Raw genomic sequence first — 15885 nt, forward strand, 5'->3', positions numbered from 1 at the left:
GGAGTTAGCATATAAGGCAACCCAGGATGGGCTGTTAATTATGTTGCATAACGCCTTGAGTTATTTAATATAAAAAACCCCGCTCGGCGAGAAGCCGGGCGGGGTCATCGGTCTTTCGGTTAGTTGTTGTGGATCATGGATCTTAACCGAGTTGCATTGACTGCTCCGTCATTACGGTTGAGCGCAAACGACGGTAACGGTATAGGATCCGGTGATGCCCACCAAGGCATTGAGTACGCTGAATTGTGCGCCCCAGCCGGTAGGTTCGACGCCGGTTGTGGTGATCAGCGCGTTGCCGGCGACTGGTCCCGTGGCGGTCGGAAGCGCCAGGCCCAGCAATGCGTTCGGCACCACGGCGCCCCCGCCGACAACCTTTTCGCCGGGTTGGCATTCGGCGACGAGCAATGGCGTTGTCAACAGAGTGCTGAGAACTCCACCCAAAGAAAACTCCTGGGAGGTTGCTCTGACCACAGTTTTCGCCAGACCTGGGCCGGTTGCTCCTGTAGCGCCTTGCGCGCCAGTGGCACCGGTCGCTCCCGTGGCACCTGGAGCGCCATTGGTGCCATTTGTACCATTGATACCCGGTGCTCCAGTAGCGCCTGGGGCTCCCGGTGCGCCAGTGGCGCCTGGAGCTCCCGGAGCGCCAGTGGCGCCTGGAGCTCCTGGTGCGCCAGTGGCGCCTGGAGCTCCCGGTGCGCCGGTGGCGCCCGGAGCACCAGTGGCGCCCGCAGGGCCGGTCGCGCCAGTTGCACCGGCGGCACCAGTAGCACCGGCAGGGCCGGTTGCGCCAGCAGGACCGGTTGCGCCAGCAGGACCGGTTGCGCCGGCAGGGCCGGTTGCGCCGGCAGGGCCGGTTGCGCCGGCAGGGCCGGTTGCGCCGGCAGAGCCAGCAGGGCCTGTTGCGCCTGTCGCACCGGCGCCGGTGCCAGCAGGGCCGGTTGGTCCGATGGGGCCGGTTGGCCCGGTGGCCCCGGTATCCCCTTTAGGGCCTGTCGTACCTGCGCCGGTGCCAGCAGGACCGGTTGGTCCGGTAGCTCCCGTTGCCCCCGTTGCCCCAACAGCGCCTCCGTTATCTGAGCCGTTCGTTGCATAAACGATGTCCAACACCGCGGCATGGCCTGTGGTTTTACTTTCTTTACTATCGAATTTGATATTCAGTGTGCCGTCGCCAACCAGGGCAAACGCGAGCTCGCTATTACCGGCATTGGCCTTAACATATTCGGTGACGTCAAACTCCAACCATTTATTGAGATACTGGATATTGACCGTAGCGCTATCACTGATCGAAACAGGAGCGAAAGCGGGCGCCGAATTGCCGGTAATCGTCGCTTCATTGAAGGTATTGTTGGGATTCAGGTCGATCGGATGCACTCTTACGACACCCGCGGAGCCATTCTTGACGAACGACACGAACACCTTCAGTGTGGCCTTGGTAACTGCGTCCTGGGTCGCGGGCGGATCAAACGTATCCTGTCTAAATTTGAGAAAGCCGCGGCGGGTGGTTTTGCCCGCGGTTACCGCAACCGTACTTTTTGTGCCGAAATTTGCGTTTTGGCTAGTGCCGATCTGCACATAGGCGTCGTCCAGCAGCGTCGAATCGGCCCATGCCATCGGGGAAGCCGCTGCCGCGGCCAGCGAACCGACGAGGGTCAGTGATTTGACGCTTTGGTATTTTGTACTATGCTTCGCACCGTGTGGTTTTTTATTTTTTTTCATGATGAACTCGCAATTCATTAAAGATTGATGAAAAAACTGGGTAACTCAATCGTCAAAAATGGCTAAAGCCTGCCAAGATAAATCACGCCAATCACTCTGGCGCGGAAGATGCGTTTTCGCCTACGTATCTCTTGCGCCGGCAGTGTCCTGTAAGCAAGGTGGAACAAGCCGGTCCTGTCGGCCAACGGAAAAACTGCTGCGGTTTTTCCCACTTTACAGTGAGAAGCTTTTCCCAGCCTGAAGATTTCCATAAGAACACATTAACTGGCTGCCCTTGCTAAACGGTTTTTCGATGTTAGTCCTGCGCTGACTCTTGGCAACTTTAGTATTTAACCTGGGCCGGTTAGTTGAATATCTATTTTTACTAGCCGGCTCTCTGAGCCTAACATACTAGTATTGTCTCCTGCTTAATTCGATGTCCGGGCTTGAAAAAGAGAGGCGTTGCGGATGAGGGGATGGTTTGATTTTTATCGGGCCGTAAGGAGCTAGTCTTCGGTGGTTATGCAGCCTAAATTTTTTCCTTTTAATTGAGAATGGACTCGATTACTATTGAGGGCGCTTTACCGTCTTAATGAACTGCACAGGCGATTTATGGCTGAATTGGAAGAGTTACTGAAAGAGGTTTCACCGGACAATCCTTGCGGGGATTATTTGGAGTATGACCCTGCATACATGGAGTTAGCCAAGGCTATCCAGGGTAAACCGGAAGATCCGATCACCGGCGAAAAGGCGCAGCCGCCGAACTGGCGCGACATTCAAAAAGCCGCGCTGGCAATCTTGCAGCGGAGCAAAGACCTACAAGTCGCCGTTTATCTGGCAAGAGCGCTGATTCCGCTTGAAGGCGTGCCGGGCTTCCGGGACGGCCTGGCGTTATTGCGGGGTTTGCTGGAGAAATATTGGGACGACATTCACCCCGTGCTGGACCCGGACGACAATCTCGATCCGACCGCGCGCATCAACATCCTCGAAGAATTGAGCAATTTCGATTCCGTTCTCAAGCCCTTGAATCTGGCGCCGTTGGTGGATTCAAAAGCGGTCGGCCGCTATAGCCTGCGCGATATTCAGATCGCCACCGACAAGATCAGTCCGCCTGAGGGAGAAGAAAAGCCCGATTTGAGCGTGATCAAAGCCGCTTTCCTGGATTTGTCCCCCGAAATGCTCAAGTCCATGTATCAGGCAATCAACGACAGCGCGGACTTGGTCTCGCAAATCCAGTCCTTTGTGAATGGCAAGGTGGGGGTCGGCAACGGTGCGGACTTGTCGGGCCTGGCCGCGTCCTTGAAAGACATGCGCTATGCTTACGACCACTATTCGACGATTGGCGCGCTGACCGCGGAAGAAACGTCCGGCGAGGAAGAGCCAACCGATGAGCAAGCGGCTCAGGAAGGCGCCGCGCCGCGTAAACAAGCCGCCGGAGTCGGTGGCATCAATTCACGGCAGGATGTACTGAAAGCTTTGGATCTGATTTGCAAATATTATGCGGAATCCGAGCCTTCGAGCCCGGTGCCCATACTATTGCATCGCGCAAAGCATCTGGTGACGGCGGACTTTATGGAAATCCTGCAGAATTTATTGCCGGATGCGGTTTCCCAAATGGGCCTGATCAAGGGGCCGGAAGCGAATGAATAATTATTTTTTATCAAACAGAAGTGGAGGGTAGGGTATGGCCGAAAGCAGTCAAAAGTTTATCCAAAGAAACCGCGCGCCGCGTGTGCAGATTGAATACGACGTCGAGGTGTACGGTTCGCAGAAGAAAGTGCAGCTCCCTTTCGTGATGGGGGTGCTGGCTGATTTGTCCGGCAAGCCATCCGAACCCTTGCCGGCAGTCGCCGATCGTAAATTGCTCGAAATCGACGTCGATAATTTCGACGACAGGCTCAAATCGATGAAGCCGCGGGTGGCTTTTCCGGTAGCGAATACCCTGACCGGCGAAGGCAATCTGAGCGTCGACATTACCTTTGAAAGCATGGACGATTTTTCGCCGGCCGCGGTCGTCAAGAAAGTCGCCGGATTGGACAAGGTGCTCGAAGCCAGACAGCAACTGGCGAATTTAATCACCTATATGGACGGCAAAACCGGCGCGGAAGAATTGATCGGTAAATTGATCAACGATCCGGCTTTGTTACAGTCGCTGGTGGCGTCGGCGAAACCGGCCGAGTCCAAGAGTAATTCAGAAAGCAGCGAGGGCTGATCATGGCGGAATTAGAAAGTCAAAGTCAACAAGGCGCGGCGGGTACTTTGGAGCTCGACGAGTTTTCGGCTCTGCTGTCCAAGGAATTCAAGCCCGGCACCGAGGCGGCCAACCAAGTCAATACGGCGGTCAGCACGCTGGCGCAATATGCGCTGCAGGACGTGACCAAAATCTCCGATGATGTCTTCGCCAGTATTCAGTCGATCATTGCCGGTTTGGATCAAAAGATCTCGGAACAACTGAATCTGATCATGCATCATCCCGATTTCCAAAAGCTGGAAAGCGCGTGGCGCGGCTTGCATTATCTGGTCAATAACACCGAAACCGACGAAATGTTGAAGATTCGCGTTTTCAACATCAACAAGAATGAGTTGGGCAAAACGCTGAAAAAATTCAAGGGCACTGCCTGGGATCAAAGTCCGTTATTCAAAAAACTTTACGAAGAAGAATATGGCACATTCGGCGGCGAGCCCTTCGGTTGTCTGGTCGGCGATTATCATTTCGACCACAGTCCGCAGGACGTCGAGTTGCTCGGTGAAATGGCGAAGGTCAGTGCGGCTTCGCATACGCCGTTCATTAGCGGCGCGGCGCCGACCGTCATGCAAATGCAGAGCTGGTCGGAACTGGCGAACCCGCGCGACTTAACGAAAATCTTCAGCACACCGGAATACGCGGCGTGGCGTTCCTTGCGCGAATCCGATGATGCCCGTTATCTCGGTTTGGCGATGCCGCGTTTTCTGAGCCGTTTGCCGTATGGCGCGAAAACCGATCCGGTCGAGGAGTTCGATTTCGAAGAGGATACGGCCGGCGCGGACAGCAGCAAATATACCTGGTCCAATGCGGCTTATGCGATGGCGGTCAACATCAATCGCTCGTTCAAGCTGTACGGCTGGTGCTCGCGGATTCGCGGCATCGAGTCGGGCGGCGCGGTCGAAGGCCTGCCGGTGCATGCGTTCCCGACCGATGACGGCGGCGTCGACATGAAATGTCCGACCGAAATCGCGATTACCGATCGGCGCGAGGCCGAACTCGCCAAGAGCGGATTCATGCCGCTGATCCACAAGAAAAACACCGATTTTGCGGCGTTCATCGGCGCGCAATCGCTGCAAAAGCCGGCCGAATACGAAGATCCGGACGCGACCGCGAACGCAAATCTGGCGGCGCGTTTGCCGTATCTGTTTGCGACCTGCCGCTTTGCGCATTACCTCAAATGCATAGTCCGCGACAAGGTAGGATCGTTCAAGGAAAAAGACGACATGCAGCGCTGGCTGAATAATTGGATAATGCAATACGTCGACGGCAACCCGGCGACTTCCAGCGAGACCACTAAGGCTATGAAACCGCTGGCGGACGCAGAAGTTCGCGTAGAGGAAGTAGAAGGCAATCCCGGCTATTACCGTTCGCAGTTCTTTTTAAGGCCTCACTACCAGCTCGAGGGTTTGACCGTTTCGTTGCGCCTGGTCTCAAAGTTGCCTTCGGCCAAGGGCGTATAGTTTTTTCAACCTTGGATTGTCCGGGGTCTGATGGTGGAAGGGCTTATTATCCGGAGTATTTTTTAACCACATTTTAATTTTAAGTAGGAGATCGACAATGGCTGTAGACATGTTTTTAAAGATCGAGACTATTGAAGGCGAGTCCAGGGATAAAACACATGGTAAAGAGATAGATGTATTGGCGTGGAGTTGGGGCGCTTCTAATTCAGGCACGGCCCATTTGGGCGGCGGTGCCGGTGCCGGCAAGGTCAACATACAGGATCTGTCCGTTACCAAATATGTCGACAAGGCAAGTACCGAGTTGTTTGCGGCGTGTTGTGCCGGTAAACATTTCACAAAAGCGACGTTGACCGTCAGGAAAGCAGGGACTACTCCGCTTGAATATATTATTATCGAAATGGAGGAAGTGTTGATTAACAGTCTATCTACTGGCGGTTCCGGCGGAGAAGATCGTTTGACCGAAAACATAAGTTTGAATTTTGCCAAAGTCACATTCAAATACACGCCGCAAAAAGCGGACGGTTCGGCGGACAAGACCTTAACCCAAGTGTGGGACATTGCAGCGAACGTCAACGAGTGATTTTTTCGTGGGCTGTATTGCCGCAAGTGCGCCCTTTGGGCGAGCGCACTTGCGGCTTATAAACTAAAGCCCCCGTTTAGTCGGGGGATATTGCTGCCATTTAAGGACAATCGACGTGAGCGCTGAGTCAAGTTTGCAAATGGGCGATTTGGATGAATCGCTGAAACAATTACAGGACCAGATCAGAAAAGATTCCGCCAATCCGAAACACCGGGTTTTTCTCTTTCAGTTGCTGGCGGTCATTGGTAATTGGGAGCGGGCATTGAACCAGCTGAACGTGTCAGGAGAGCTTGACGCGGCCAATTTGCCGATGGTGCAGACCTATCGCGAAACGATACGCTGCGAGCTGCTGCGGGAGAAGGTGTTCAAGGCGCAAACGACGCCGATCATGTTCGGCCAGCCGCAACAATGGCAGGCGCTGTTGCTGGAGTCCTTGCAGCTGACGGCGGCGGGCAAGTATGAAGAGGCGTTGCAGGTCAGGGATCAGGCCTATGAACTGGCGCCGACGGTCGGCGGCACGATCAACGGCGAACCTTTTACCTGGTTGGCCGACACCGACACCCGCTTGGGTCCGGTTCTGGAATTGATCGTGAACGGCAAGTATTATTGGGTGCCAAGCACGGCAATCCAAAAGTTGGTGCTCGAAACGCCGGTGGATTTGCGCGACTTGGTTTGGTTGCCGGCGCAAGTGACATGGATAAACGGCGGTGCTGCCGTTGCTTTCATCCCGGCACGTTACCCTGGGTCGGAAACGTCGGCAGACCCCGCGATCCGCTTGGCACGCAAAACCGAATGGCTAGAGCCGTCTCCAGGCCATGCTTTCGGTCTCGGTCAAAAAGTCTTGACTACGGACAATCGCGATTATGCGCTTTTTGAAATCCGCGAGCTGGTTTTCAACCCTTCGGACAATTAAAGCAGCATGGCCGAATTGACCCATCAAGAGCGTTTGCAGCCGTCTTTGTTGGACCGGTTGACCGACGACACGCCCGACAAATCGATCGAGAGCCGGGAACAACGGATCTTGTCGATACGTCAGTTGCGGCAAAGCGTTCTGCGCGATTTGGCTTGGCTGTTAAGCGCTTCCTCTCTCGATACCATGGTCGATCTGGCGGCCTATCCTTTTGTCGAGCATTCGGTGATCAACTATGGCACGCCGCTCTCCTCCGGCACGTCGGTCAGCAGCATGGATACGGTTAAAATCGAGCGCAAGATCAAACAAGCGATACTCGATTTCGAGCCGAGAATCCTTGCCCATTCGCTGACGGTCAAATTGGTGTCCGATGAAGGCAAAATGAATCAACAAGCGGTATTTTTCACGATAGAAGGCGAGTTATGGGCGCAGCCGTTGCCGACGCATTTGTTCATCCGCAGCAGCTTCGACCTGGAGACGGGAGAAGTGACGGTCAAGGATCTGGGAGGTTAGGGCATGGATCCCCGCTTGTTGAATTACTACAACCGCGAATTGCAGCATGTCCGTGAAATCGGCGCCGAATTCGCGGCCGAATATCCGAAAATCGCCGCGCGCTTGGGTCTGGATACGTTCGAGTGTGCCGACCCCTATGTGGAGCGTCTTTTCGAAGGCTTCGCGTTCATGGCCGCGCGCGTGCAACTCAAGATCGATTCGGAGTTTCCGACTTTTACCCAGAACCTCTTGGAGATCGTTTACCCGCATTACCTGGCAACGACGCCGTCGATGACCGTAGTCGAATTCAAGCCCGATCTGGCCGAGTCGGGTCTGGCGGAAGGCTTTCCGATCCCCAAGGGGACGACCCTGCGCAGCCAGATCGGCAAAGGCGAGCAGACCGCCTGCGAATATCAAACCGCGCATCCGCTGCAATTGTTTCCGCTGGAAGTGCAACAGGTCGAATACCTGCCGACGCTGGCCGCGGTTTCCGCCAGCGGCCTGTCTTCGGCCAAACACCTGGCCAATGTCAAGGCCGCGATCCGTATCGTGCTGCGCAGTACCGCCGACGTGCGCTTCAATAAAATGGCGCTGGACAAGCTCTCGCTGTTTTTGCGCGGCACCGGCGGCATTCCTTACCGCTTGTATGAGCAGTTTTTGGCCAACACCCAGGCAATCGCCTGCAAGTTTCAGCAAAACGGCTCTGCGCAGGTGGCCTACACGAGCGGCGCGGGACTCGCGCGCGGCTTGGGGTTCAGGGAGGACGAAGCGATGCTGCGCAACACGCCGCGTTCGTTCGACGGTTACCGGATGCTGCAGGAATATTTTGCTTTTCCCGAGCGCTATTTGTTTGTCGAATTGTCCGGTTTGGAACCCCTGGTAAGACAATGCGAAGGCAATGAGCTGGAACTTTTCGTGCTGCTGGACCGCAGCGACGCGAACCTGATTCATGCGCTGGATAAATCCAATCTGGCGCTGTTTTGCGTGCCGGCGATCAACCTATTCCCGAAACGCACCGACCGTATCCACGTCGATCCGCGCCAGTCCGAATACCATGTCGTGGTGGACCGCACCCGGCCGATGGATTATGAAATCTTCAGCGTCGAGCAAGTCGCCGGTTACGGTAACCAGCAATACAGCGAGCAAGCTTTTCTGCCATTTTACGGCTCGCGCAGCGCTTATCAAAGCCAGTCGGAAAAGGCTTTTTATACACTGAACCGAAGGAAACGGGTATTGTCTTCGAAGCAACGCCGCGAAGGCATCCGTTCCAGCTACATCGGCAGCGAATTGTTCGTGTCCCTGGTCGATGCGGCGCAGGCGCCGTTTTCACCGGAGATTACGATGCTGGGCCTGGAGACGCTGTGCACGAATCGCGATTTGCCCTTGGTCATGCCGGTCGGCATCGGCGACACCGATTTTTTTCTACAAATCAGCGCGCCGGTGCAAGCGATCCGTTGCATCGCGGGGCCGACCCGGCCGTTGCCCGCCGCTTACGAAGGCGATAGCGTCTGGCGCTTGATCAGCCATCTGTCACTGAACTATCTGTCGCTGATCGATACCGACGCCAAACAGGGCGCGGTCGCGTTGCGCGAATTATTGAGCCTTTACGCCGATCAGCGCGATCCGGCGAAAAGAAAACAGATCGAAGGCGTGGTGTCGGTCAACGCGAAAAACGTGGTCAGGCGCATCGACACGAAAGGACCCATCGTCTTCGGGCGGGGCCTGGAGGTTTCGCTGTTGCTCGATGAGTCGGCCTTTGAAGGCGGCGGCTATTTCTTGATGGGCAAGGTGCTGGAACAATTCTTTGCGAACCATGTTTCGATCAATTCGTTTGTCGAAACCGTGGTGCATTCAACCGACCGCGGCGAGGTGGCCAGATGGCCGGCGAGAATCGGACGACGTCACATTTTCTGATCGAGGAGCTTGAACAAGCGGCGTACCGTTTCGATTTTTTCGAAGCGCTGCGTTTGCTCGAAGCGCAAAACCCCGACAAGCCCAAACTCGGCACCAGCCTCAAGGCCGCCGACGATCCGGTACGCCTCGGCCAGGTGCCGGAACTGCAGTTTCCGCCCTCCGCCTTGTCTTCCTACGGGGCCGATGGCGGCGGCGCACCGCGGCTGGCGGTGAATTTTTTCGGTTTATTCGGTCCGCATGGCGCCTTGCCGCTGCATCTGACCGAATATGCCAGGGATCGGCTCAGAAACCATCACGACCCCACCTTTGCCGCGTTTGCGGACATCTTTCATCACCGGATGCTGTGCCTGTTTTACCGCGCCTGGGCGGATTCCCGACCGGAAGTGGCCTACGGCCGGCCCGACTCCGACCGTTTCCCGTTTTATGTCGATGCGTTGCTGGGTCTCGGCGGCAAAGCCTTCCATGGCCGCGACGCGCTGCCCGACCGGGCCAAACGCTTTTATGCCGGACGCTTCTCCCAGCACGCCAAAAATCCCGACGGTTTGCAGGCGATCATCGCGGACATTTTGTCGGTGAATGTGCAAATCGAGGAGTTTGTCGGCGAATGGATGCAGATTCAACGAGACGAGCATACCCGCCTGGGCTTCTCGCCGCAGGTCGCGACCCTCGGTCAATCGGCCTTGCTCGGCGCCTATGTCTGGGGCTGTCAGCACAAATTCCGATTGATCCTGGGGCCGTTGCCGCTGCGTCAGTATCTGGCGCTCTTGCCGGGCGCCGACGCGTTGGCGGAATTGACCGCGATCGTGCGCAATTATGTCGGCGATGAATTCGTTTGGGATGTGAACCTGATTCTGCAACAGGATCAGGTGCCGCAGGAACTGTCGCTCGGACAGCCGAAGCAAGCGCATGCCTCCTGCATGAACGGCGCAGCCCAGTTGGGCTGGAGCATGTGGCTCGGGCCGCGGACGGGCCGGGGCGATGCCGATGACTTGATGCTCGATCCGTTCGTCAAACCGGGCGCGGCTTGATGAACAAACCAAAAAACCAATCATAAACGGGAACGAACCATGGCAGAAATTAGCCGAGTAAAGCTGTTTGGAAAATTAAACCGGGTTTGCTACAAGGCCGTCGAGGGCGCGACGGTGTTTTGCAAACTCAGAGGCAACCCCTATGTTGAGATGGTGCACTGGCTGAGCCAGCTCCTGCAACTGCCCGATTCGGATCTGCACCGGGTGATCAAGCATTACAGTCTCGATGCCTCGGTGCTCGCCCGCGACGTGACCAATGCGCTGGACCGCTTGCCGCGCGGCTCGACCTCGATTTCGGATTTTTCGCCGCATATCGAGGATTCGGTCGAACGCGGCTGGGTGTACGGCACGCTGATGTTCGGCGAAAGCCAGGTGCGCAGCGGCCACTTGGTCGTCGGCATGCTGAAGACCAAAGGCCTGCGCAATGAGTTGGTCGGTATCTCCCGCGAGTTCGAAAAAATCAAAGCCGAGTCGCTGACCGAGGAATTGGCCAAGATCGTCGCCGGCTCACCGGAAGACGGCCTGGCTGCGACCGACGGCTTCCAGGCCGGCGCGGCGCCCGGCGAAGCCAGCGGCGCGATCGCCCCGGCCGCGATGGGTAAGCAGGAAGCCTTGAAACAATTTACGGTCGATCTGACCGAACAGGCGCGGCTCGGCAAAATCGATCCGATCGTCGGCCGCGATGAAGAAATCCGCCAAGTGATCGACATTCTGATGCGCCGCCGCCAGAACAATCCGATTTTGACCGGCGAGGCCGGCGTCGGCAAGACCGCCGTGGTCGAAGGCTTCGCGCTGAAGATCGTCGCCGGCGACGTGCCGCCGTCGCTGAGGGATGTGACGCTGCGCACCCTGGACGTCGGCTTGCTGCAGGCCGGAGCCAGTATGAAGGGCGAATTCGAAAACCGTCTGCGTCAGGTGATCGAGGAAGTGCAATCCTCGCCGAAGCCTATCATCCTATTCATCGACGAAGCGCATACCCTGGTCGGAGCCGGCGGCGCGGCCGGCACCGGCGATGCGGCGAACCTGCTGAAACCGGCGCTGGCGCGCGGCGCCTTGCGCACGGTTGCGGCGACCACCTGGGCCGAATACAAGAAGCATATCGAAAAAGACCCGGCATTGACTCGCCGCTTTCAGGTCGTGCAGGTGATCGAACCGAGCGAGGAAAAAGCGATCCGGATGCTGCGCGGCGTGGTGTCGGTACAGGAAAAGCATCATCAGGTGCTGGTGCTCGACGAGGCGCTCGAAGCGGCGGTCAAACTGTCGCACCGCTACATTCCGGCCCGGCAATTGCCGGACAAGGCGGTCAGCCTGCTCGACACAGCCTGCGCGCGGGTCGGTATCAGCCAGCATGCGGTGCCGGCCGAAGTGGACGACTGCCGGAAACGCATCGAAGCTCTGGATACCGAGCTGGAGATCATCGGCCGCGAGAAAACGGTCGGCGTCGAAGTGTCGGCGCGCGAACAGCTGGCCAACGAAAAACTGGAAGCCGAGAAAACCCGTCTTGCTGAACTCGAAGCGCGCTGGAACGCGGAGAAAGAATTGGTCGGCAAGATCCTCGAACTGCGCGCGAAGCTGCGCAGCGCCGGCCACGCGGTCGATAATGCCGCGGAAGCCCCGGCCGAGGCAGCCGGCGACCGCGAAGCGCTGCTGGCCGAATTGAAAGATCTACAAACGCAACTGCATGCACAGCAGGGCGAATCGCCATTGATTCTGCCCACCGTCGATCAGCAGGCGGTCGGCGCGGTCGTGCAGGACTGGACCGGCATCCCGGTCGGCCGCATGGTCAAGAACGAGATCGAAACGGTATTGAAGCTGCCGGACCTGCTCGAACAGCGCATCATCGGCCAGCGCCATGCGCTCGAAATGATCGCCAAGCGCATCCAGACCTCGCGCGCCGGCCTCGACAATCCGAACAAGCCGATCGGCGTATTCATGCTGGCCGGCACCTCCGGCGTCGGCAAGACCGAAACCGCGCTAGCGCTGGCCGAAACGCTCTACGGCGGCGAGCAGAACGTGATCACGATCAACATGAGCGAATATCAGGAAGCGCATACCGTCTCGACCCTGAAAGGCGCGCCTCCGGGTTATGTCGGCTACGGCGAGGGCGGTGTGTTGACCGAGGCGGTGCGCCGGCGTCCGTACAGCGTGGTGTTGCTCGACGAGGTCGAAAAAGCGCATCCGGACGTGCACGAAATCTTCTTCCAGGTGTTCGACAAAGGCTGGATGGAAGACGGCGAAGGCCGCGTGATCGACTTCAAGAACACCCTGATCCTGTTGACCACCAACGCCGGCACCGACCTGATCGCCGGCCTCTGCAGCGATCCGGAACTGATGCCGGACCCGGAAGGCATTTCGAAGGCGCTGCGCGAACCGCTGCTGAAAGTGTTCCCGCCGGCTTTGCTCGGCCGTCTGGTCGTGATTCCGTATTATCCGCTCAGCGACGAAATGATCGGCGCGATCGCCCGCCTGCAACTCGGACGCATCAAGAAACGCATCGCCGAAAGCCACAAGGTGCCGTTTACGTATGACGACGAGGTGATCAAGCTGATCGCGAGCCGCTGTACCGAGCTGGAAAGCGGAGGCCGAATGATAGACGCGATCCTGACCAATACCGTGTTGCCGCGGATCAGCGAGGAGTTTTTAACGCGGATGATGGAAGGCAAGCCGATCGAGCGGGTGCATGTGAGTGTGCAGGATGGAGATTTTGGGTATGGGTTTGAATAAGTTCGTAAGGGTGGAATGCAAACAGCTTCATCGTTTGCTCAATCTTTAAAGCTAAGTCGGCGTGTAAATATGCAAAATTCAAGACCTGAATCCATTTTTTTCTGGAGTATGTACTCCTTCTTGAATAGACCCGCTTATATTTAAGTGGTTTTTTTAAAATCCAATCTATTTGTTGCTGAGGTGTAGAGCTATGGGAACTTGCGTTTTTAACATAGGTAGCGAAAAAAAACCGCGGGAATGTGGCAAACCAGACATCGGCGGTACCGGGCTATGCTCTAAACACGGCGGCAAGGCCCCCGTAAATAGAATAGTATATGGGTTTTGCCTTATACCGGAGGGAGGGACGACTGATGTTGATCAAACATTTGCCAGCCGCGCTTCTGAGCATCTGTATCAGAAAGCCATTGAAAATTTCCTCGGCAAGGGGCCTGGTGGGGCGTCAAGAGCATACAGTGTCAAAAATGTTATGCTTAGCCATGACACATGCGGGGCAGGAACAAACAATCATGCATCTGTATTCTTCAAATGGGCAGGAAACATAATGCATGTTTATGCCTTGGGGTATCATCCAGGAGATGATATGAAAAAATACGAGTTGATGTGGCATGACGGAACCGAGTTTAAATGGACTAGACCGGGTTAAGAACAACATCATCATAAACAGAGCCATCTAGGGTGCTCAAGAACTATCCTTGATGCGGACGGGGTTTACAACCCGTTCGCATCAAGCCAAGCCTCTTCACCGTATGGGAAAAAACGGGGTCAGCCCGGAGGTCCGATTAGCGCAGCGTAATCGGACGCATTTTATTTCTTTCTGGGTTTCCTTTAAGTTTCAAACCGGCCGGTTAATATCTATTGCCCCCGCATAAAAAATTTATCCAGCTCCTGGGTTGAGAGTTCGATCCAGGTCGGGCGGCCGTGATTGCACTGGCCGCTGCGATCGGTCTGTTCCATGTCCCGAAGTAAGGCATTCATCTCGCTGACGGTCAGGCGCCTGTGCGCCCTGACCGAGCCGTGACAGGCCATCGTTGCGAGGACCGCATTCGCTTGTTGCTGCACCCTTTGGCTCACGCCATGCACCGAAAGATCGGCCAAGACATCGCGCAACAAGGTTTCGGCATCGGCGCCCGAGAGCAAGGCAGGCACCGAGCGCAAGACCAGCGTTTCCGGGCCGGACCGATTCACTTCGAGGCCCAGGGCAGTAAAATAGTCATGCGACTGTTCGGCAAGGTCTGCCTCGCGCGTGCTGACCTGGATCTTGATCGGCAACAGCAGCGGCTGCTGCGCGACCGCGCCTTGTTCGTATTGCCGTTTCAGGCGTTCGTAGCTGACCCGCTCGTGCGCGGCGTGCGCATCGATCAGGATCACCCCGGTCGGCGTCTCGGACAAAATATAAATGTTGTGCAGATGCGCGACCGCGTAGCCCAGTGGCGGCACGCCCGCTTTTTCCGGGGCCGGCATCGGGGCGGGAGAGGGCGTCAGTGGAGCCGAAACGGGCGTGCTGTGCAGCGCCCCATAAGCCCGGACTTCTTCCTGCACCGACAACGGCAGGCTCGCCTGCTGCGGCGGGCGTGGCTGAAATGCCGGCGGCCGGCGTTCTTCAGTGAGTTGCGGCTTGGCGAACGGCTCGGCCGGCAATTCCACCATCGGTAGCGTGACGGTATTCTGCTGCTGTCCAGGACGCACTTCAGCCAGCGAGCGGTGCAACGCGCTGAACAGAAAATCATGCACCAGACGGCCTTCCCGGAAGCGCACTTCGAGTTTTGCCGGATGCGCGTTCACATCGACCAGTGCCGGGTCGAGCGTCAGATACAACACGAACACCGGCTGGCGGCCGTGATACAGCACGTCCTGATAGGCCTGCTTGATCGCATGCGCAACCAGCTTGTCCTTGATCAGGCGGCCGTTCACATAGAAAAACTGCATGTCCGGCTGGCTGCGCGAGTAGGTCGGGAGGCCCACCCAACCGGTCAGTTCCAGCCCGGAGGAGGCAAAATCGATCTTGACGCACTGGTCGATGAAGGCCGAACCGCAGATGCTCGCGATGCGCTTTTCCTGTTCGGCGGGTGCCAGGGCCGGTTTCAGGTTCAGGATTTCCTTTTGATTATGCGTCAGCCTGAAGCCGATGTCGAAACGGCTCAACGCCATCCGTTTGATCAGCGTTTCGATGTGGTCGAATTCGGTTTTTTCGGATTTTAAAAACTTGCGGCGCGCCGGCGTGTTGTAGAACAGGTCGCGCACATCGACGGTCGTGCCCTTAGGGTGCGGGTCGGGTTGCGGATCGAAGTTGCTTTCGGTGCCGTCGGCGCGGACCTGCCAGGCGCAATCGGCGCCTTCGGTGCGCGAAATCAGCGTCAGGCGGGCGACCGAGCTGATGCTCGGCAGCGCTTCGCCGCGAAAGCCCATGCTGGCGACGTGTTCGAGGTCATCGAGCGTCGAGATTTTACTGGTCGCATGGCGGGACAGCGCGAGCGGCAAATCGTCCTTGTCGATGCCGCTGCCGTCGTCGCGGATCTTGATCAGCCGGGCGCCGCCTTGTTCGATGTCGATGTGGATTTGCCGGGCGCCCGCATCGAAGCTGTTTTCTACCAGTTCCTTGACCACCGACGACGGTCTTTCGACCACTTCGCCGGCCGCGATCTGATTGACGAGCTGGGTTGGGAGTAAATGAATGCGCATTCGCGTGAGTTCAAACAAAATCCTATTTTACCGTTGATCGGCCGGAAAGCGTACAACAGTCGCCCGAATCAAAGTCATACTGGTATAATTGGACGATTTTTCGGGTAGGGTGCGCATTGCGCACCTTCGACTATACCTAACCCAGAAAAGGTGCGCGA

Annotated in this window: 12 protein-coding genes; 10 read left to right on the forward strand and 2 right to left on the reverse strand. The window is 56.9% G+C overall.

Features of this window, described 5'->3' with window-relative positions:
- Positions 1–171 precede the first annotated feature (171 nt).
- A complete protein-coding gene (locus ACEPPP_RS15270; protein ID WP_374088108.1) occupies positions 172–1716 on the reverse strand; it encodes a DNRLRE domain-containing protein in 1545 nt (514 codons plus the stop codon).
- A 591-nt stretch (positions 1717–2307) separates the two neighbouring features.
- On the opposite strand from ACEPPP_RS15270, the gene tssA reads away from it, so the two are divergent.
- From tssA to ACEPPP_RS15320, 10 genes are all read left to right on the forward strand, one after another.
- Positions 2308–3345, forward strand: coding sequence for a type VI secretion system protein TssA (tssA, locus tag ACEPPP_RS15275; RefSeq protein WP_374088110.1), 1038 nt, complete (start codon positions 2308–2310; stop codon positions 3343–3345).
- Positions 3346–3379: 34 nt separating this feature from the next.
- Positions 3380–3907: a type VI secretion system contractile sheath small subunit gene (gene tssB, locus ACEPPP_RS15280; RefSeq protein WP_374088112.1), complete on the forward strand. Its 528-nt coding sequence runs from the start codon at positions 3380–3382 to the stop codon at positions 3905–3907.
- Between the two features lie 2 nt (positions 3908–3909).
- Positions 3910–5400 (forward strand): type VI secretion system contractile sheath large subunit, encoded by a 1491-nt coding sequence (tssC, locus tag ACEPPP_RS15285; protein ID WP_374088114.1) that lies wholly within the window; start codon positions 3910–3912, stop codon positions 5398–5400.
- Between the two features lie 97 nt (positions 5401–5497).
- A complete protein-coding gene (locus ACEPPP_RS15290; RefSeq protein ID WP_374088116.1) occupies positions 5498–5980 on the forward strand; it encodes an Hcp family type VI secretion system effector in 483 nt (160 codons plus the stop codon).
- 115 nt (positions 5981–6095) lie between these two features.
- On the forward strand, positions 6096–6893 hold the full coding sequence (locus ACEPPP_RS15295) for a type VI secretion system accessory protein TagJ (protein ID WP_374088118.1): 798 nt from the start codon (positions 6096–6098) through the stop codon (positions 6891–6893).
- Between the two features lie 6 nt (positions 6894–6899).
- Entirely contained in the window at positions 6900–7403 is a 504-nt protein-coding gene (tssE, locus tag ACEPPP_RS15300; RefSeq protein WP_374088120.1) for a type VI secretion system baseplate subunit TssE, read from the forward strand.
- A gap of 3 nt (positions 7404–7406) precedes the next feature.
- The gene (gene tssF, locus ACEPPP_RS15305; protein ID WP_374088121.1) at positions 7407–9296 is read left to right on the forward strand and encodes a type VI secretion system baseplate subunit TssF; all 1890 of its coding nucleotides are present in this window, start codon (positions 7407–7409) and stop codon (positions 9294–9296) included.
- Positions 9260–10324 (forward strand): type VI secretion system baseplate subunit TssG, encoded by a 1065-nt coding sequence (tssG, locus tag ACEPPP_RS15310; RefSeq protein ID WP_374088122.1) that lies wholly within the window; start codon positions 9260–9262, stop codon positions 10322–10324. Before tssF ends, tssG begins: the two co-directional genes overlap by 37 nt.
- Positions 10325–10363: 39 nt before the next feature.
- Positions 10364–13048, forward strand: coding sequence for a type VI secretion system ATPase TssH (gene tssH / locus ACEPPP_RS15315; protein WP_374088123.1), 2685 nt, complete (start codon positions 10364–10366; stop codon positions 13046–13048).
- Positions 13049–13238: 190 nt separating this feature from the next.
- Positions 13239–13691 carry a hypothetical protein gene (locus ACEPPP_RS15320; protein WP_374088125.1) on the forward strand — a complete coding sequence of 151 codons (453 nt, stop codon included), beginning with the start codon at positions 13239–13241 and terminating at the stop codon, positions 13689–13691.
- Between the two features lie 209 nt (positions 13692–13900).
- Here the strand turns inward: ACEPPP_RS15320 and mutL are convergent, their stop codons facing one another.
- A complete protein-coding gene (gene mutL, locus ACEPPP_RS15325; RefSeq protein ID WP_374088127.1) occupies positions 13901–15727 on the reverse strand; it encodes a DNA mismatch repair endonuclease MutL in 1827 nt (608 codons plus the stop codon).
- Positions 15728–15885: the final 158 nt, after the last annotated feature.

Source organism: Methylomicrobium lacus, assembly GCF_041897535.1.
In the GTDB taxonomy this organism is placed as follows: Bacteria; Pseudomonadota; Gammaproteobacteria; order Methylococcales; family Methylomonadaceae; genus Methylomicrobium; species Methylomicrobium lacus_A.